Source organism: Enterococcus sp. AZ188 (assembly GCF_050544075.1).
Lineage (GTDB): Bacteria > Bacillota > Bacilli > Lactobacillales > Enterococcaceae > Enterococcus_D > Enterococcus_D entomosocium.
The window spans coordinates 2430521-2450240 of sequence record NZ_CP172943.1 but is presented as its reverse complement, the minus strand read 5'-3'; the positions used below and the strand labels follow the sequence as shown (position 1 = coordinate 2450240).

Annotated in this window: 16 protein-coding genes; 5 read left to right on the top strand and 11 right to left on the bottom strand. The window is 46.3% G+C overall.

All coding sequences use genetic code 11. The features are described from left to right. Positions 1 to 3 precede the first annotated feature (3 nt). On the bottom strand, positions 4 to 840 hold the full coding sequence (locus IGI86_RS11390; protein WP_008378992.1) for an NAD(P)H-hydrate dehydratase: 837 nt from the start codon (positions 838 to 840) through the stop codon (positions 4 to 6). A 159-nt stretch (positions 841 to 999) separates the two neighbouring features. Here IGI86_RS11390 and pepV point away from each other — a divergent pair, with 159 nt between their 5' ends. Next, a complete protein-coding gene (gene pepV / locus IGI86_RS11385; protein WP_008378990.1) occupies positions 1000 to 2424 on the top strand; it encodes a dipeptidase PepV in 1425 nt (474 codons plus the stop codon). 221 nt (positions 2425 to 2645) lie between these two features. Continuing rightward, positions 2646 to 2939 carry a hypothetical protein gene (locus IGI86_RS11380; protein ID WP_008378988.1) on the top strand — a complete coding sequence of 98 codons (294 nt, stop codon included), beginning with the start codon at positions 2646 to 2648 and terminating at the stop codon, positions 2937 to 2939. Between the two features lie 143 nt (positions 2940 to 3082). Here IGI86_RS11380 and IGI86_RS11375 read toward each other — a convergent pair whose 3' ends face one another. Further along, complete coding sequence (locus tag IGI86_RS11375; protein WP_008378986.1) at positions 3083 to 3289, bottom strand: hypothetical protein; 207 nt, start codon at positions 3287 to 3289, stop codon at positions 3083 to 3085. A 127-nt stretch (positions 3290 to 3416) separates the two neighbouring features. Continuing rightward, positions 3417 to 3725, bottom strand: coding sequence for a DUF5960 family protein (locus tag IGI86_RS11370; protein ID WP_008378984.1), 309 nt, complete (start codon positions 3723 to 3725; stop codon positions 3417 to 3419). 162 nt (positions 3726 to 3887) lie between these two features. Between IGI86_RS11370 and IGI86_RS11365 the strand changes: the two genes are divergently transcribed. After that, positions 3888 to 4238, top strand: coding sequence for a hypothetical protein (locus tag IGI86_RS11365; protein WP_086316395.1), 351 nt, complete (start codon positions 3888 to 3890; stop codon positions 4236 to 4238). A gap of 120 nt (positions 4239 to 4358) precedes the next feature. Here IGI86_RS11365 and IGI86_RS11360 read toward each other — a convergent pair whose 3' ends face one another. Then, entirely contained in the window at positions 4359 to 5102 is a 744-nt protein-coding gene (locus tag IGI86_RS11360) for an NADPH-dependent oxidoreductase (protein WP_008378980.1), read from the bottom strand. 349 nt (positions 5103 to 5451) lie between these two features. On the opposite strand from IGI86_RS11360, the gene IGI86_RS11355 reads away from it, so the two are divergent. Further along, on the top strand, positions 5452 to 8103 hold the full coding sequence (locus IGI86_RS11355) for a cation-translocating P-type ATPase (RefSeq protein WP_430617950.1): 2652 nt from the start codon (positions 5452 to 5454) through the stop codon (positions 8101 to 8103). Positions 8104 to 8161: 58 nt separating this feature from the next. Here IGI86_RS11355 and IGI86_RS11350 read toward each other — a convergent pair whose 3' ends face one another. The 5 genes from IGI86_RS11350 to IGI86_RS11330 all read right to left on the bottom strand — a co-directional run bounded on the left by IGI86_RS11350 (position 8162) and on the right by IGI86_RS11330 (position 15348). Continuing rightward, entirely contained in the window at positions 8162 to 10300 is a 2139-nt protein-coding gene (locus tag IGI86_RS11350; RefSeq protein WP_430617300.1) for a transglutaminase domain-containing protein, read from the bottom strand. Continuing rightward, the gene (locus tag IGI86_RS11345) at positions 10297 to 11340 is read right to left on the bottom strand and encodes a DUF58 domain-containing protein (protein WP_005234735.1); all 1044 of its coding nucleotides are present in this window, start codon (positions 11338 to 11340) and stop codon (positions 10297 to 10299) included. The genes IGI86_RS11350 and IGI86_RS11345 overlap by 4 nt, the downstream gene beginning before the upstream one ends. Before the next feature lie 2 nt (positions 11341 to 11342). Then, positions 11343 to 12281 carry an AAA family ATPase gene (locus IGI86_RS11340; RefSeq protein WP_005234736.1) on the bottom strand — a complete coding sequence of 313 codons (939 nt, stop codon included), beginning with the start codon at positions 12279 to 12281 and terminating at the stop codon, positions 11343 to 11345. A 192-nt stretch (positions 12282 to 12473) separates the two neighbouring features. Further along, entirely contained in the window at positions 12474 to 14315 is a 1842-nt protein-coding gene (locus IGI86_RS11335; RefSeq protein ID WP_430617299.1) for an FAD/NAD(P)-binding protein, read from the bottom strand. 37 nt (positions 14316 to 14352) lie between these two features. Continuing rightward, a complete protein-coding gene (locus tag IGI86_RS11330) occupies positions 14353 to 15348 on the bottom strand; it encodes an ROK family protein (protein WP_016621584.1) in 996 nt (331 codons plus the stop codon). A 172-nt stretch (positions 15349 to 15520) separates the two neighbouring features. On the opposite strand from IGI86_RS11330, the gene IGI86_RS11325 reads away from it, so the two are divergent. Further along, positions 15521 to 16327, top strand: a complete 807-nt coding sequence (locus IGI86_RS11325) for a Cof-type HAD-IIB family hydrolase (RefSeq protein ID WP_042890481.1) — start codon at positions 15521 to 15523, stop codon at positions 16325 to 16327. An 85-nt stretch (positions 16328 to 16412) separates the two neighbouring features. On the opposite strand, the gene IGI86_RS11320 is transcribed toward IGI86_RS11325, so the two are convergent. Then, a complete protein-coding gene (locus IGI86_RS11320; protein ID WP_221692827.1) occupies positions 16413 to 18563 on the bottom strand; it encodes a GH92 family glycosyl hydrolase in 2151 nt (716 codons plus the stop codon). Positions 18564 to 18568: 5 nt separating this feature from the next. Continuing rightward, positions 18569 to 19621, bottom strand: a complete 1053-nt coding sequence (locus tag IGI86_RS11315; protein WP_016613583.1) for a GntR family transcriptional regulator — start codon at positions 19619 to 19621, stop codon at positions 18569 to 18571. Positions 19622 to 19720 lie beyond the last annotated feature (99 nt).

Below are 19720 nucleotides of genomic sequence, written 5' to 3'. Positions count from 1 at the left end.
AAATCATTCGGGATCAGATGCTTGGTGCTTTTTCATCCATTGAGGCAATGCGGCACTGATTTGTGTCGGCAACACGACATAGTGCTCTTTTGCCAAGTCTTCGCCAATCAGGCTATGGAGATAGACAGCCGCTTGGATCGTTTCCTCTGTTTTTTCAAACTGTGCCAAAAAGCTGGTGATCATGCCTGCCAGCGTATCCCCCATGCCGCCGGTCGCCATTGCGGGTGTTCCTAGGGGATTTTGGGCGATGCTGCTACCGTAAATTTGCGTGCGATGGCTTTTTAAGACCACCAGACTTCCGAGTTTTTGTTGGGCTTGCTGATTGTTTTCTTCGGTCTGGTCGGCAATTGCCAGTCCGCTGAGCCGTTGCCATTCCATCTGATGCGGCGTGAAGACGACTTGTTCAGGAAAGGGGATGATCAGCGGATATTTGGCAGCCAAATTGATCGCCGAACCATCGATCACCAACCATTGGTGTTCTTTTTGGGCAGAAACGATCCGCTGCAGCAGATCAAAATTGCTTTTTCCTTCTCCTAATCCGGGACCAATCAGTAGGACGTCCGCCGATTCGGTGACCGTATCGATCAGTTCTGTTTGCTGCCAATCGACAAACATCGCTTCAGGCAAGCGGGCGTGCAGGGCGGTTCGGTTGACGCCATCGGAGATCACAGTGGTCAAACCAGTTCCCCCATATACACAGGCTTGCGCCGCCATTAAGATCGCCCCACCGAATTGGCGGTTGCCCCCTACTAAAACGGCCCGGCCAAAGGTACCTTTGTGGCTTTTTGTCGGGCGCTGTTGGATCACTTTGGATAAAATCGCAGAATCAAGTTGCTCCATGCAATGACTCCTTTCGTTAATCAAAATCGAGTTATATTTATTATACCTGTTTCCTAGAAATTTCATAGAAAAGACCCATGGAAAAAGGCGCAATTTTTTTTCCTTTTTTGGTTTAAGAGTGTTATCATAAATAGCGAGAACAGAAATGGAGGGAACACTATGACAATCGATTGGAAAAAAGAGGTCGAAGCCCGCAAAGACGATTTGCTGAACGACTTGATTGATCTATTGAAAGTGAAAAGTGAAAGAGAAGATGATAAAGTGACTGCGGACGCGCCATTTGGTCCTGGACCTCGTGATGCGTTGCTACACATGCTAGCTTATGGCGAACGTGATGGCTTCACAGTCAAAAACGTCGATAATTACGCTGGTCACATCGAATTTGGTGAAGGAGACGAAACATTAGGGATCTTCGGTCACATGGATGTTGTTCCTGCAGGTGACGGCTGGTCAACCGATCCTTATGATCCAGTCATCAATGACAACAAAATCTATGCTCGTGGTTCTTCTGATGATAAAGGTCCTTCAATGGCCGCCTATTATGGGATGAAAATCATTAAAGAATTGGGCTTGCCATTATCGAAAAAAATCCGTTTTGTCGTTGGTTCTGATGAAGAAAGCGGCTGGGCAGATATGGATTACTACTTTGAGCATGAAGAAAAGCCTGATTTTGGCTTCTCGCCAGATGCCAATTTCCCAATCATCAATGGAGAAAAAGGAAATGTGACATTAGGGATCCATTTCCAAGGCAACAATGAAGGAGACTTCACGCTACAAAGTTTCACTGCTGGCTTGCGAGAAAATATGGTACCAGGAACGGCAACGGCAAGCTTCATTGCTCCATCAACAGAAGAAGCATTAGCGATCGAAAAAGCCTTTTTCGATTACGTTGAAGCCAATCCAGTGACGGGCACAATTGAAACAGAAAATGAACAAGTGACGATCGAATTAGTCGGTAAAGGTGCCCATGGTGCCAGCCCACAATCAGGAATCAATGCGGGAACCTTCTTAGCTGTCTTCTTAGATAACTATGCCTTTGGCGGCGGCGCAAAACAATTCATCCATGCAGCAGCAGCCTATGTCCATGAAGATTTCTACGGTGAAAAATTAGGTGTGGCGTACGAAGACGAAAAAATGGGTAAATTAACTATGAATGCTGGCTTGTTTGCTTTTAAAGCGAACCAAGCAGGAACGCAAGCAGACAACTTTATCGCCTTGAACTTCCGTTATCCTAAAGGTGTAACTGCGGAAGGACTTGAAATCGGTGTGGAACGCACCGTCGGTATGGAAGGGGCCACCGTTACTCGCAATGACCGCAACATGGAACCTCACTACGTGCCAGCAGATGATCCATTGGTAGAAACTTTATTGGCGGTTTATGAAGAACATACCGGCGAAAAAGGCTTTGAACAAATCATCGGCGGCGGCACATACGGCCGTCTATTGAAACGCGGCGTTGCCTATGGCGCAATGTTCCCAGGCTATGTTGACACCATGCACCAAGCCAATGAATTCATGAGCTTGGATGACCTATTCAACGCAGCGGTGATCTATGCAGATGCTATCTACCGTTTGGCGAAATAAAGAGACATTGATACCGTCTATTCTTTTTTTAGCTGAGTCGATTTATTAATACTTAGATGAATAGAGGTAATAAAGGAATAGCAGTACGACTGATTGTTTCAATCATTGTCATACTGCTATTTTATTACTTTGGGAAATAAATATTTTATTTTCGTTGGGTTATTTTATTATTGACATCAAATCATCCGAATGATTTACTTTTTGTAAGGAGTTGAAAAGTGATGCCTGATTTGGTGAAATTTATTTTGGTCATTCTGGCGATTTGGGTGGTTTATCAAGTATTTACGACGGTTTTATTTACCCTTTCTCAAAAAGCAGTTGCCAAACAAATCAAAAGCGGGAAGATGTCTGATCAGCAGTTGGCGAATTTGTACCACGCTGTAGCACGAGCAAATCAAGGAAGCAATTTCCAAGCGATTTTCTCTTATGGGCTCTTTTACCGCAGTCATGCAAAGCAAAGTGATGCGGTTTATGAACTGTATCGCGCGGAAATGGCGAAAAGAAATCTGCTGTAACCAACTGTGAAGCAACTGTTTTCGAGAAAATTGCTCGAAGTAGCAAAAAAGCCCAGGTCCTGTACAACAAGTGCAGAACCTAGGCTTTTTTTGTATTTACTGGGCAGCAAGCTGTGACAGATAAACACAGCTCTTTGCTTCAGCTATTTCTTGTCTTTGTTGCTTTTTTGATCCATACCGGCACCGATCGCTACACCTAGTGCGATGCCTAAACCCATGCCTAATGCCAGGTTGTCAAAAAACAGCATCCCAAATGCAGCACCTAAGGCCATTCCGACACCGATCCCCAATCCCATATTGTTAGAAGCGGCTTCTTTTTCTTCAGACGTTTGCGGCGGTTTTTTCGTCATTGTGAAAAACCCCTTTCTTTTTAGTATAGAGGGGTTTTGTTTTGATGACAAACATTCGAACTGCTACCCATGATTTTCATCAGGAGAGAGCATCCGCTTATCTAAGCAAACGTATCGAACCATTTGTCTATCTTCCACCGGGTAAATAGTTACGCTCGGGGTTGTAGCGGCGAATGATCTTATTTTCAGCAAGTACGTGCTCATAATAATAAACAGGCGCATCCTTAGTCTCTAGTCGAAAAACAAAGACGAGCGGAACCTTTAAGACGGAATAGCGCGCGGGGATCGCAATATATGATTTTTGATTGCGCTCCATCGTCAATGCGAATTCATCAAACAAAAGCGCCACTGGTGTGGGAAAGTTTACCAATTCATAATAGTGTTTTTCAAATGCATAGGTTTCTTGTTTTGCATAAGCGATTTTTGCAGCTGGCATACGCATTCACCTCACTTGAATTATACGAACGTTTGTTCTGTTTGTAAAGTGGAAAATCGCCAGACGAGGAAAAAGGGGGTGCGTTCTCTATGAAAAAGATGTTTTGCTAACAAGAAATTTGCTACACTAGAGGAAAGAAGGAATCAAAAAGGAGCAGATACCATGGATTATGAACGCTTTGCACGATTACAGGCACGCTTTACCGATGAAAAACTGCTGACCAATGAAGGGTTCTATCGGTTGCGCTTGTCAGGGAAGGCGCAGTTCGAACTAGCCTTTATCAAAACTGGACCTTGTGGCGAGTCTGTCTACCAGCCGCTGATCAAGGGCACTTTTTCTGAAAAAGAAGCAATCCCTACCTATTTGCTGGATCTTGCGGCGCAACCTATGACGCAAATCAGTCAGCGAACCTCCGAAAATGCAGTCGTGTTAGATAAAGCATTCGTAGAATTAATGGAAAAATGTGAGCAGGCAGTTGCCGTCAACGAAACCGCACAAGAAGCCGCACGTTAATTAGCGCGACAAAGATACAAGAGCCGCCTGAACCTGATTTTTTACACCAAGCAAAAAAACGATCCTGACAAGATTCCTTGCCAAAGATCGTTTTTTATTTTCCCGTGGTGATTAGTGTCCTCATTCGCCGAAGTGGTCTGAGAAGCCTTGTTGCTTCATAAAGGCAGCGACATCTGGACGTCGCGGTTCACGGAAAAATTCCGTCATTTTCGTTTGCCAATTGGTTTGCTGTTGATTGCTGCTGCGCTGTGCATAATAGGCTTCCGTCGTTTGGTTGTACTGGGCTGTTTGCTCCTGCGTCAGCGGTTGATACTGATCGACACTTACGATCGCTTCTTGAGGCAAGCGGACTTTCGGCTCATTTCTATGTTGCGGATAACCGATCGTCAAGCCGAATAACGGAAACGTCAATTTTGGTAAGCCGACAAGTTCTGCGATACGAGGCAAATCATTGCGGATGCCGCCGATGTAGCAAATTCCTAAGTCTTGTGCTTCAGCATATGCTACCATATTTTGGGCAGCGATCGTCGTATCAACGACAGACACAATAAACGGTTCCATCGTGGTTAAGTGGGTATCCGGCAACCCTGCTTGGGTCAGCAGCTGCTGATGCTTATGTAAGTCGGCGACAAAAAGATAGAAGACCCCCGTTCGAGTGATGTAATTTGGGGCACCGGCAATTTTTTCGATGGCAGCCAGTTTTTCAGGATCACTGACCTCAATGATAGAATAAGCTTGAACAAAGTTCGAACTGGAACCACTTTGGGCAACCGTCACTAATTTTTGCTTGAGTTCCTTTGATAGTGGCCGGGGTTGAAAATCTCTGACAGAGCTGTGGCGGGTAAAAGTATCAAAAAGATCCATCGTTTTTCCTCCTGTAACGTACAAATTTCTTTCTTCTTTAGTGTAACAGAAAAAAAGGAATGGGAACAAAAAGAATGTTTTCAAAAAATTTTCAAATTGATGTTTTATAGTTGCCAAGAACAACAGTTTCCGTTATGATAATGATACATTCTTATTATTATTCCTTAGGGGAGTAACCGGTGGCGCAAGCTGCGATAATATCAACAGTAAGTAAGCTGGCGACAGCTTTCTGGTATTATTTGAAATGGTGAGACCTAAGACAAGCGTATACTTGTCTTAGGTCTCTTTTTTTCTAGCAGAGTGCCTAAGGAAAATAAAATTAAAAGGGGCAAAAAAATTGGCGAAAGAAATGTATCAAAAAGAAATCTCGGAAATTATGGCAGAGGTCCAGAGCAGTCCAGAGGGGTTGACGCAGCAAGAGGCAGCCAAGCGGTTAGAAAATGGCCTGAACCAGCTGAAGGAAGCACCTAAGAAATCAAGCTTTGCCTTATTCTTAGATACCTTCAAAGATGCGATGGTGATCGTCTTGCTGATCGTGGCAATCATCCAAATGGTTATGGGTGCCCACGTTGAGTCGATCGTTATCTTTGCAGTACTCTTGTTGAATTCCGTCGTCAGTGTGATTCAAACGAAAAAAGCCGAAGGGTCGTTAGACGCTTTGAAAAGCTTGTCGGCACCGGATGCTAACGTCATTCGGGATGGCAAAGAACAAAGTGTGCTGGCGAAAGAATTGGTTGTCGGCGATATCGTTATTTTAGAAGCTGGGGACTATGTACCAGCAGATGGTCGATTGATTGAAGAGGGTTCTTTGAAGGTCGATGAAGGAATGCTGACTGGGGAATCAACGCCAGCGGAAAAAGAATTAGGTGTGATCGATCGTACCGCACCGATCGGCGACCGTGACAACATGGTCTTCAGTGGAACGATCGTCACTTATGGGCGTGGTCGGTTTATCGTAACCGCGACTGGTAATGTGACGGAAATCGGTCAAGTGGCTGGCTTATTGGAAAGTACGGTTGAACACAAAACGCCATTGCAACGAGGATTGGACAGCTTCAGTAAAAAACTGAGCTTGGCGATCTTGGTCCTTTCATTGATTATTTTAGGGGTTCAAGTAGCACGGTTGTTCTTAGGTGACGGAACAGGTGATATGACGGAAGACTTAGTCAACGCCTTTATGTTTGCGGTAGCCGTAGCCGTAGCAGCGATTCCAGAAGCATTGCAATCGATCGTGACGATCGTCCTTTCGATCGGAACAAAACAAATGGCGAAGCGTCATGCCATCATTCGAAAACTACCGGCGGTTGAAACATTGGGTTCAACGAGTATCGTTTGTACAGATAAGACAGGGACCTTGACCCAAAACAAAATGACCGTTGTTGACTACTATTTACCAAATGGACAAACGGGCACGTTCCCCGATGAGCCAACTACCTGGACATTGCCTGAAAAACGCTTGGTAGAAATCAGTGTCTTGGCAAATGATGCTGCCATCAGTGAAGATGGGGCGAAGCTAGGAGACCCTACTGAAATTGCTTTTCTGGATTACAGTGAGAAACTAAATCAGCCATATCGGGCGATTCGTCAACAGTTTCCTCGTTTACAAGAATTGCCTTTCGATTCTGATCGTAAATTGATGTCCACCTTACATGAGATCGATGGCGAACATTTGTTGTTGACCAAAGGTGGTCCAGACATCGTCTTTGGCCGCAGTAACAAAGTCTTGATCGATGATCAAGTCGTGCCTTTAACAGATGAAATCAGAAATAAATTGCAGCATCAAAACGAAGAATTCTCAAAACGGGCATTACGGGTCTTGGCGTTTGCTTACCGTCCATTGACCGATGCCCAATCACGAGAATTGACACTTGAGGATGAAAACGAGCTGATTTTGGTTGGTTTGATGGCAATGATCGATCCTCCTCGTAAAGAAGTCAAACAAGCCGTAGCAGATGCCAAATCTGCCGGTATCAAAACAGTGATGATCACAGGGGACCACAAAACGACAGCCGTGGCGATCGCACAAGAGATCGGTATTTCAGCTGAGGGCGACTTAGCCTTGACTGGTACGGAATTGGATTCTCTTTCTGAAACCGAACTAGCGGATCAATTAGACAAAATCACGGTTTATGCTCGTGTTTCGCCGGAAAACAAAATCCGTATCGTGCGGGCTTGGCAAGACAAAGGCAAGATCTCTGCCATGACCGGAGATGGAGTCAATGATGCACCCGCCTTGAAACAAGCGGATATCGGGATCGCAATGGGAACCGGAACGGACGTTGCCAAAGATGCAGCGGCGATGGTCTTGACGGATGATAACTTTGCCTCGATCATTCGTGCCGTAGAAGTTGGCCGAAACGTCTTTGACAACATCAAAAAAGCCATTTCGTATTTGTTTGCTGGAAACTTAGGTGCGATCATTGCGATCGTCTTTGCCTTAGTGATGGGTTGGGACAATCCATTTACTGCCTTGCAGCTACTCTTTATCAACTTAGTCAACGACTCATTACCAGCAATTGCTCTGGGAATGGAAAAAGCCGAACCAACCATCATGCAACGTCAGCCTAGAGATCCAAATGCAGGTATCTTCACTGGAAAAACTTTGATCTCAGTAACGTATCGCGGTATTTTGATTGCCGCTGTCGTGATTTTGGCACAATGGTTAGGGATGAGCCAATCACCTGAGTTAGGTGTAGCGATGGCCTTCTCAACACTTATCTGGAGCCGGACATTGCAAACATTGCCAGCACGCTCAAATACCGAGACTGCTTGGCAAGCTGGCCTTTTTGCCAATAAAATGGTGTGGTTGGCGATCGTCGTTTGTGGTGGACTATACAGCATTACCTTGATTCCTGGCATCCGTGAAGTCTTTGCGATTCCAGCAACCTTCACTTTAGGACATGTCGGTCTATGTATCGCAATGGCTGCTGTGGCAGTTGTTTTGATGGAAATCACAAAACTGATTATTATTGCCGTTCAAAAACGTCAAGGAAACGCCTAAAGCAAAAAACGTATCGATCCTTTGATCGATACGTTTTTTTGTCGTTTCTCCTCACTGCTTAGTTGATTTTTTTCAGCTGACTGATTTGGGCAGCGACTTGCTTCAAGAAGGCTTCTTGACCAGCCGGCTGTTCTTGGCTGTAAAGGTAGGCTTCGTATTGCTGCGTCAAGCGGATAAAATCACCATGAAACAGTGGATAGAAGGCTTCGAGTCGTTGGGCATAATCAATCAACGGCTCCGCCTCGTTACGGTACAAAACTTTCGTCGTTTGCCTTAAAAACAAAGGATAGGCAGCAACTAGTGGCTGTTTGTTAAAGCGGCAGATCAACCATAAATGAATACGGAAAAACGAATGGCGGAAATAGAAAAGCAGGCCAAGTCCTAGGAGAGCTAAGCCTCCAAAGAAGCCATTACGCAGCGTTTGTTTCAGCTCCTCAGTCAACCAAACATCATCGGTAACCGCGGCTGTTGCAGAACTGCTGGTCGTGGTTTCACTACTTTCTGTTTCCGTGCTGCTCGTTGGTGTTGTCTCGCTGCTAGCGGTCGGCGTTTCTTCGGAGCTAGTAGATTCTTGCGTCAACACGGGACGATCTGGATTTTGGAAACTAGGTGTCGGTTCAAAAGGCACCCAGCCGTATCCGTCAAAGTAGACTTCCACCCATGAGTGGGCATTCAAGTTACGGACAGTATAAGTAGTGATGCCGTTTTCTGTCACGGGGGATCCAGGAGAAAAGCCTTTAGCCCAGCGAGCAGGGATCTCTAAACTCCGTAGTAGAACGACCATTGCCGTGGAAAAATTGTCGCAGTAGCCGACTTGTGATTCAAATAAAAATTGATCAACGTAATCTTGCTCTTCTGCAGGCACGACGGCATCGGTCTTGGAATAGCGAAATACTAGCGGATCTTTCAAATAGCTTTCAATTGCGGTGACTCGGTCAAACAGACTGTTGCTGTCAGTGGTGATCTCAGCGGCGAGATCTCGTACCCGCTGCGGCAAAGAATCGGGTAATTGGATATAATCGATCGGAGAATCCGGATAGATCAAAGGCAGATTTTGAAGATTTTCTGCGGAAAAATCTGGATGGTCCCAATCGAGGGTCAAGGCCGTGTCTGGTAGCGAATCAATCAAATCGACCCGTTGAATAGCGTCGCTGATTTGAAAGCCACGTGCGCCGCTTTCAAGGGATAACCTACTGCGGCCATAGGGCAATGGCACATAGTCTCCATGGTTTTGGAATTGGATCCGCACTTGTTCATTCTCAGGATAGGTTTGTTGATAGCTCTGGTCAGCGATGGTGACATCGTCTGCTTCCAAGCGAACGTCTTCGCGGCTCGTACTGATCCAGCCTTTACCAGAATAAAAGTCTTTGCTTTCCACCCGCCAGTAATGCGGGGTTTCTTGTTGCGCTTCAAATAAAATCGTCGCATCATCAAGTAGTGGTCCGCCTAATTGACGATCATTTTCACTGAAACCCGTGCGAGAACCAGTGGGGGTGCCATGTTCTTCAATAAATTGATAAAAACCCAGCTGATTCAGATTTGTCCGTATAGGCGTGGAACGGGCTGCCAACTGATCCCGCACGCTCGTTTGCGGCAAGTAGACAGCAGTGACGGCTAAGCCACCAATCAATAGCATCACACCAAACCAAGGGGCGATCGTTTGACTGGATCGAAAGGTGCTGCGCTGGATCAGTGAAGAAGCCAGTGCGCAAAGAAAAATACCAATCAAATGCCACGTCAAGTCAAATTGATTAAAAATCACGACTGTCAGCAAGTAGCCGATCATGGTGGCGTAAATCAAGAAAAAGCGCTGATAAGCAATCGGCAAGATCGCTAAAAACAAGACCCAACTAACGATCAATGTCACCGCCGCCAGTTCGGTGATATAGCCGACTTCACCACTGAGGATCTCTTGAAAGGCACGGTGCAGGTCTAGCCAAAAACGCAGTAGCCAATCAAAAGAAAAGGCAGTCCCATAAGGAAAGATCCGATACAAGACGATCAGCCAAGCGGCTGCCAGCAAAGGCAAACTGTAACGGACTTTCGGCACGATGGTCAAAATCAAACAGACACTAAAGGCATAAGTTAAAAGGGTGAACTGATTGCCAAGGTCATAAACTGCGATAAACGGCAAGATCACCAGTGATAGACTGAGAAAGGTCAAAAGACCAATCAGTGCTTTCTTAATAAATCTCATCCTACCACCTCCTCAAGTTCATTCAACTGCCTCATTAAATCAGCGTAGGTAAACACTTGGCAGCTGTTTTTTGCTTCCAACTGACTGAGGTAGTTTTCCAGTTGTGGGGTGAAAACCGGGGTAATGAAGATAAGATGGCTGCCAGTCAAGAGCGGTACTCCTTCAGGAACTTTCTCGAAGGGAAGGATCTGGGCATAGGCAGCGGCATCCGTTTGGTAAGGGGAAGTCAATCCGTCACCAATCAAGAGCGGCTGAAAAAGTCGTTGATTTTGTGAGAAATGGTGGATCGAATAAAACAGTGTCAAGGTCTCTTCAAAAGCAGGATGATCTTCTCCCCAAAAGAGCAGAAAGATGTCTTGTTCTTCTTCGTATTCTCGTTCGCGATAGATCAATTCCTGTTGTTTGCTGGATAATTTCCAATCGATATTTTTTAATGAATCCCCTAACTGGTATTGACGGAACTGTCGAATAGAAAAATTGGGTTCCCCGTGGGTTTGGCTGCGGACTTGCTGTTTAAAAAATGGCAATAGGGCAACGGCTTCTAGCTTCAATTTCGGTAGGATCAAAATCGATTGTTTCGCACCTGCAGCGTAGCTTTTTTCAAAAAAGCCAAAGAGATCATGGCTGTACAATTGAACGGGCAATTCTTCATAGCTGCCGCGCTCCTTTGGGGTCCAAGGCAGATGGAGCCGAATCAGATTGCCTCGATAAAAGGCGCTGTGATGACTATTCTTGAAACGATCGTCAAACTGCAAGGTGAAATCGACCAGCGGCAGCAGCGTCGGGCGATACTTGAAGACTTGCAGCGGTAAGGTGATCGCTGTCTGTGTTTCAGCTTGGATCGATTCTTCTAAAACGATTTGGACCTTCTTGAGGGAGGGCAGCAAGAATACTGCGTCAAGCAACAATAACAGAGTCAGTAAAAACCAGAGGCTCCAACCGGCATTATTATTAAAGATCACACAGTAAGCCAGCAGCAAAAAATAGGCAGCGCTAAACAACAGGAGGCGCAGCACGCGTTCAAGCTTTTTTTTCTTCATCGCTATTTCCTCGTAGGGACAGGCACCCGTTGGATCATCTGTTTCATCAAATCTGAAAGGGTCTCCGCGCTAGCATGAACGCCGCCTTTCAGTAATAAACGATGACCGAAGACTGCTGGTAAAATTCGCTGTAAGTCTTGCGGCGTGACAAAGGTCCGTCCTTCCGTCAACGCTAACGCTTTTGCCCCTTTTAAGAAGGCGATCCCACCACGAGGACTGATACCAAGGTCAATGGCATTATGCTGGCGGCTCGCTTGAACCAGCTGCAATGCGTAACGGGCGACCCGCTCATCGACATACACGTCGTCCACCATCGCTTTCAAAGCGGTCACTTCATCAGCATGTAAAATGGTTTGGATCTGATCCAAGCTTTGCTGTCGTTTTCCAGTCAAGAGGGCGAGCTCATCTTGAAAATCTGGGTAACCGATATGCAGGCGGAACAAAAAACGATCCAATTGGGCTTCAGGCAAAGGATACGTTCCTTCATATTCGATTGGGTTTTGGGTAGCTAACACAAAAAAGTGGGGACTCAATGGGTACGTTTGATTGTCGATGGTGACATGATTTTCTGACATGGCTTCTAAGAGCGAGGCTTGCGTCCTTGGTGTGGTTCGGTTGATCTCATCTGCCAAGAGGACGGAGGTGAAGATCGGGCCGGGACGAAACTCGAACTGGTGGCTTTGGGAATTAAAAATCGACACACCTAACACATCGTTAGGCAAAAGGTCTGGGGTAAACTGTACCCGTTTGTAGTCACTTTGAATGGCTTTGGCTAATGATTTGACCAACATCGTTTTCCCAACACCGGGGATATCTTCGAATAAAACGTGTCCACCAGCAAGCAGCGCAGCCACGGTAAATTGGATCACATCTCGTTTGCCTAAAATCACTTTTTCCACTTCTGCGATCAAGGCATCAATTTTTTGTAATTCAGCGGTCATGAAACAACCTCCTTGCGTTCTTTTCTTCTATTGTAACGGTTTTCTAGGACTGTCGCAATTTTCGTGTAACAATTAAAGAAAATTTCAAGAATATTCAAAAAAAGGAAAATCCTGCCTGCGGGTTTGCGGAAGAAAAGCAAAAAACTTCCGAAGCGGTTCGTCGGAAGTTTGCGTTTGATAGAAAAGAAGCGACTAGAAGATGTGGTGTAAGAGGTCAGCGGCGATCTGGTCCGCCTGCCGTAAATTCCAAGCATCGGTTCCTGGCTGAGCAGTGGCAGCCGTCAGCCAGTGGATGCCTTCTGTGGGAATCCCGAAACAATAGAGGGCAGTGTAGGGGCGTTCATCTGGTCCAAGGACCTGATTGGTCTCAGGATCGATGGCGATAGCACCCGTCTCAAAAGGCACCTCATTGGGTATCGTCAACCGGTGCGGGTGAATGATCCGATCGTTTAGCAGTTGCCGCAACAAGGAATTGTTGGTTCGACGAATCGCTGTCGATGGAATGCGAGCCTCAATTAGTTGCGTCGCGTGATAGCGTGTGTCGGGAAATCGCTTTGAATACGTACAATAAGCCTCCTCGATCTCAACAGTCATGTCAGGACCTAGTAAGGTCACCACTCCGGCTTCCAACAAGGCGACCAGTTCCTGCAGTCGTTGAACCGGCGGACCGATCGATAAAAAGCTGTTAAAGGGAACGAAAGACTGCCAAAAGAGTGTTTTCAGGTCTTTTGCTGGCATTAGCTGATGATCGAGAACAAACCGAATCGGGTCACGCAGATCTTTGAAGACTTCCAAGGCACTGCTGATAGGTCCCGCTAGATTGCCTTTTTCGGCATCTTGGATTTGGGTACGTAATAGCGCAATGAAAAAGTCTTGCAAGGACTGCTGCTCTTTCTGAGCAAAGGGATCGGCTAGTTGGTGCCATGACCACCATTCCCTCTTAGGAAGCTGCCATTTTTTTAGCAAGTCTTCAGATCCTTCCGTGGCAACAAAGGCGGTGGTAAAAGCGTCAAGCTGATCTTTGTCAAGCCGCTGTTTTTCTAAAAGCAGCGTCTGATAATAGACGAGTTCTGCCTCTTTCTTTAAATAGAAGAGCAGTGTCTTGCCAGCAACCGTTTTGGCTGCTTGCCAAGCAGCTAGGCGTTCAGGGGTCAAAAAAACGGGCTTTCGCTGCTGCGTTGGTGTTTTTTGATTGCGGCCACGAGGATGATACGGGACACCCCGACGAGAACCGGCGATGATTTGCGGTTCTTCACCAGAAGGTTGATAGACGAGGGATTCATTGACTTTGATGAAGGTTCCGCCCCGACCACTGGTCAAGCGGGTGACGTAATCGTAAAAGGCAAGTCCTAGTCCCCGTAAAATCACAGGTTCGCCAGCTTTCACAGCCGTTAGATCCGTATCTGCCGCATTGGCTGGCGGTGCATAAAACCAGCCATTATTTTCTGCGGCAGCCGCCAATTGTTGTTCCCCTGATGACAGTTGGGCTTGTGAATGTCCTGTAGCTAAGACGACGGCATCAACAAGGAATGTTTGGTGAGCCGTCGTCAACTGGTAGCGATTTTTGGAAAGAGGGGTCAAAGAGCTGACACTATCTGACAGATGGTTGACGGTAATGGATTCAGGTAGCTCTATTAACAACTGCTGATAAAACCACTGTTGATAGAGTCCATATAACGCCCGCGAGCAATGCCCGTTAGGATCAAGTGAATCAAGTGCTGTGCATTCCGCAACGAGCTCAGGGGCATGGATGGCTGCGAAATGTTTCCCTTCTGTCACTGCCCATTCGTACAAGGTAGGTCCTTTGACCACGGGGCCGCCGGTGCTTAATGTGTCATCCGTGAAAAGGGTGACTTGGCTGGTCACAGAATTCAATAGCAAATCTGCCGATTGGTCCGTGCGCCAAACTGCCCCAGGAAGAAAAGGATCAAACAGCAGCAAGTCGATGGCTTGTTTGTTTTGTTTGCTATGAGCAATCAGCCGTTCTGAAAGTGAAAGTCCACGAGGACCAGCACCAATGATCGCTATTTTCATATCACACCACCTCAATTATTCTATGGTCTTTGTGTCATCAACGGGCTAAGTCAAAAGGTGTCTTGCGGAAAATCAGCCAGTGCATGCCTAGCACCATGGCTTCCTCGATAGCATCGATATAATGGAAAGCGGGCTGATTGGGTTGTTGCTGCAGCAATGGATTTTTTTGGATCGCGTCTAGGAGATCGGTTTTTACTGCATCACTGCTGGCTAAAATGATACAGTGGGGGGCAAAAGCTGCATTGTAAAATGGCAGTATGCTTGTCAGGCGCTGGACCAAAGCCGTGCGGTCTTGCGGTGCACCTTGATCCAAGTAGCCGGGTAAAAATTTTGCCTCTCCCGCTAGGGCATCTTTTCCTTCTAAAAGCGCACCATTGACTAGGAGCGTGATACCGGGCATGCTTTTTTCAGGATTGTACATGCCAACGATGGTTTGCTGCAAGGAGATCTGTTGGGCGATGCAATAGCCGATCGTTAAAATATGGGCATCGTTTTGACAGTAGAAGGGCAGTGCAGTGACCTCTGCCACGAGGGCTGCCAGCTGCCAGCCGTTAAATTTTTCATACCAGCTGGAAGTCACGGTTCCTCCACTGATTTTTCCTGGTAAAAAGAGGGCGATCTGTTCCACAGAAGGAAATAATGCCAGCTCGTTCGTTACACATTCTTGAAAGCGATGAGGGGCAACATCAGGAAAGGGCTGGTCGTGTTTTGCCAAAACCTTCCCCTTGCGGTCGATCAGCATGGACCAAAGAGCCAAGGAGCCATCGTGATCGATAAAGCTAAGCAAAAGAGAATGACCTCGGTCTTGATTTAGCTGATAGGTCACTGCTGGTCGTCCTAGCTCTTTTTGCTCCAGCGGACCTTTCGTGATTTCCCCCTCTGTTAACAATTCTTTTAATAATGAGTTAGTGGTGACCATGCTGATGCCGGTTTTCTTCACTAAATCGGAGGCGAATAATGCCCCGTTTTGAAACAAAGTTTTTAAAACCAGCTGTTTGTTTTGCTGGCGAATGGTATGGGTGGTAGAAGCCATAAATGTTCTCCTTAATGAAGTGATTTAATTAAGTATACCGACGGGATGAAACGATGTAAAGTTTTTAAAAGACTGACTTGACGGAAAACTTGAAAATAAGTATACTTAATTAATAACGTTAATTAAGTGATTTGGAATGAAGAGGACACGAGGTAGAGGGGAAGAGAAACGTATGATCAAATTAGTCATCACAGATTTAGACGGTACATTTTTGAACAGCCAAGGCAGTTTTGATCGGCCTTATTATGAACAAGTCAGCCAACAAATGAAAGAAGCGGGTGTTGCTTTTGCTGCGTGTACCGGCAAACAGTGTGAACGAGTGGAAGAACTGTTTGGTGAAGCAGCAGCGGATGTTTGGATTCTTGGGGATAGCGCGACCCGCATCAAACATCAAGGAGAGTACATCTTTGAATCGCTGCTGCCAAACGAATTAGGGCGGCGGATCATTGCGAAGCTCGCTGCGATTGCGCAAGATCATGTGATCATCGCTTGTACACCGACTGCGGCGTACATTGCTGACACAACCAATGAAGCGGATGCGCAGAAAGTGCGTGGCTCTTATCGGGTGGTCAAAACGGTGGCGGATTATCAAACTATCACAGAAGATTTTGTGAAGCTTACTATTTTTGATCCCAAACTACGTTGTTTTGAGCATGTCCAACAGTTAAGCGAATTTACCAATGAAGCGTACATCGTGGCTTCGGAAGCCGCTTGGATCGATATCACCAATCAAGGCGTCCACAAAGGAACGACTGTGGCACACTTGCAAGAATTGCTGCACGTCACACCCGAGGAGACAATGGTTTTCGGCGATGGCTTGAACGATTTGGAGTTGATGGCAGCTGGCACGTTTAGTTTCGCCATGAGCAATGCCTTTGAGGAAGTCAAGGCAGCGGCAGCGTTTGTGACCAAATCAAACGATGAAAATGGCGTGCTGAAAACTATCGAACGTCTGTTACCGCTACAAATGAAACAATAAAAAAATCGCTCCCTGGCAGGGACAGCGTGCACTTTCAATTGACTGAAAGTAGACTGCTGCCTGTTGCTAAGGAGCGGTTTTTTCGTTATGCATGTGGTTGACTGACGCTATAAGGATAGGCATCGGCTGACCACTCTTTGCTGCGAGGGACGATAGCTAGCTGGAAGTTCAATGTACCACCGGCAGTCAATTCTTGGTGGGTGAAAAATAATCGCTCGAAGGGTTCTTCGTTCAATGTAATTTTATCCACGAAGAGCTGTTGCGGCGCATTGGGCGTGCTCTTGATCACTAAGTCTTTGCCTGAAGCAAGATGCAGTGTTGCTTGATCAAATAAGGGCATGCCAATGACATATTCGCCTGTCCCCGGTGTGACTGGATAAAAGCCCAAGGCATTGAAGATGTACCAACCAGCCATGCTGCCGTTGTCTTCATCGCCAGGAAAGCCTTTTGGTGAGTCATTGAAGCACTGTGTCAGTAGCTGCTTGATCAAGGGCTGTGCCATTTCTGGTTTGCCCAAATAGCTGAATAGATACGGATAGTGGAAGCTTGGCTGATTGGAGATCGCCAGCTGACCAAAATCGAGTGCGGCCATCTCACTCATTTCATGGATCTCGAACCCGTAGCCTTCTGTCGTATAGCGAGGTTCTTGATTGCACAAGTCAATCAGTTTTGCTTCAAAGGCCGCTTTGCCGCCGTGTGCAGTGATCAAGCCAGCGAAATCATGGTAAACAGCAAAACTACTTTGCCACGCACTGCCTTCTGCATAATCCAAGCCCCAGCGTGTGTCACTAAACTCTGGACGAAAAGCGCCATCTGGGTCTTTTGCCCGCATAAAGCCGGTCTCCTGATCGAAAATGTTGCGGTAATTTTGCGATTGCTGCTGATAATAGTCTGCTTGCTCGTCACCCAGCTGTTGCGCGACTTGTGAGATACAAAAATCACTGTAACAATAATCAAGGGTGTGATTGACCGATTCATGATGCGTCAATGGCACATACCCGTAAGTCAAATAGTCCGTCGTGCCGCGCCGACCATAATTGGGATTTTCACTTTGGACGGTGGCACCTTTTTTCATCGCTGCTAAAAATTCGGGCATCAAATCGGGACGGATACCTTTTACTGCGGCATCAGCGATCACGGCATCGATCAGCGTCCCGGGCATCAACCCCCGCTCATCAGGTGATAGCCATTTTGGTAAAAAGCCGCTTTCGCGATAACTGTTCAAAAAGCCTTCCAGCATGTCTTCCAATTGTTCGACAGCCAAGAGTGAAAAGAGCGGGTAGACAGTTTTATACGTATCCCAAAAGCCGTTGTTTGTGTAAAGTGGTCCTGGTTTGATCGCTTTTGCCAAGGTATCCCAGTGCACTTTGCGACCCTCTTGATCGATTTCGAAGAAGGTTTGAGGAAACAAGAATAAGCGATAAAAATTATGATAAAAAGTAGAAACTTGTGCTTGATCGTGATGCTCGATCTCGATTTTTTGCAAAAAATGATTCCATTGCTGTTGGACAGAAGCCAGATAATCGGCAGGAGCCCATTGCTGTTCCCGCTGCAAGTTCAAACAAGCTTGTTCGCGACTGAGAAACGAGGTTGCAAAACGGATCGTCTGTGTTTGGCAATCATCAAAGCGGAGAACGACGAAGGCTTCTTTGCCTGTCAAGGCACCTTCGATCGCCGTGATGGGTGTTTCAAAACGATAGACGAAATGGAAGGTGAAGCTTTCGTCTTCGCATCCTGAAAATACGATCAGTTGACCAGCCACTGTCTGTTCATCCAACTGTTCTAAGACATAGTCACCCGGCAGTGACAAGCCAAGACCCGGCTGATCCCCGCAGTTTTCAATAGACAGCACACCGCCATACATACTGGGAATCAAAGTCGTTGTTGTTAAATACCGCTGCGTCTTGATTTTAAGAAAGGCTGGATTAAAGGTGCTTTCTTCCGGACGATACGAGCTTTGCGCATGGAAAAGGGTATTTTCAGAAAGCGTGCCGTTTATCGGCAGCATCGTCAGATGGCTGAAATCACCCATCCAAGGGCTAGGCTGATGGGTGATGCGAAAGCCCTGAAAGGTTCGATCTTCTGGATGAAACCACCAACTGCCTCGTTGATTGCTGGTTTGCGGGGCAAAGTAGTTCATGCCAAAAGGAACCCCTGTATAAGGCAGGCAGTTGCCATGGGAAAAACTATATTGGTTGTCTGTTCCGTGTCGTGTGTCGATCATTGATACGTTCACTTGGTTCACTCCTTTAATTGGGTTGATTCTCTTTTGATCAAAGAAACAGCCACTAAATGGGTGGTCGTCTCCGTTGGTACTGGGGGTGCTGCCTTCGCAGCGTTGATTTTCTCAATCACTTGGTTTCCTGCCAAGCGCCCCATCTCCGCAAAATTCTGCCCGATGGTCGTTAGTGCTGGATCAACGAGGGCAGCGGCTTGGATATTATCGAAACCAACCAGGGAAATGTTGGCAGGGACGTGCAAATCTGCTTGACGCAGTGCACGCATCAATTCGATGGCGATCAAGTCATTTTCACAGACGGCTGCCGTGACCTGATGTTCTTCCAGGTAGGCAAGCGCATTTGCGATACTGGCAGTAGCGTCGTCTAGCTTGGTGCGAAAGGTTCTTTGGTTTTTTTTCAGCGCATCGATGTAACCTAGATAACGCTGACGGACGGATTGTGGATGGTGGGTATCACCAAAAATATAAGCGATCCGTTGATGCCCCAACGCAAGTAAATGCTCCGTAGCTAGTTGTCCACCTTGAAAGTTATCTGGCATGACCGCTGGAAAATCAAACTCATGCAGCTTTTTATCTAAGGTCACGATAGGAAAGTGTTTTTCAGCACATTCGAACAGCAAGTCATAGTAAGAAAACGTATTGCTGGCGTAATAGATCAGGCCGTCGAATTCTTGCATCAGCTCAGCTGCCGTCGTTTTTTCCAAATAATCCACTGGTGTCATCAAAAGTTCAAAGCCGTGTTCTTGCATCACGGGGTAAATGCCTTCGGTAAAGTTTCCTAAAGAGAGATCATTGGCAAAGGGCAAGACAAACAAAATTCGTCCAGTCGCTTTTTTTTCCTTCAATTCTCGGACAAAGCTGCCGCTGCCTTGCACGCGATAGATCAGCTGATTTTGTTCCAGTTCCGTCAAGGCTCTTTTAGAGGTGATCCGACTGACTTGGTATTGTTCAGATAGTTCTTTTTCAGTAGGGACACGACTGCCCGGAGCTAATCGCCCTTCAACGATGGCTTCGTGAAGCTCCGAGTAAATTTTTTTATATAATGGTTGTTTCATAAGAAAACCCCTTTTGATATATCATATTTGTTAGCATACCATAAACCGATAAAAATGAAAACCCTTTAATTATTTTGAAAAAGCGCTAGACATTCACAT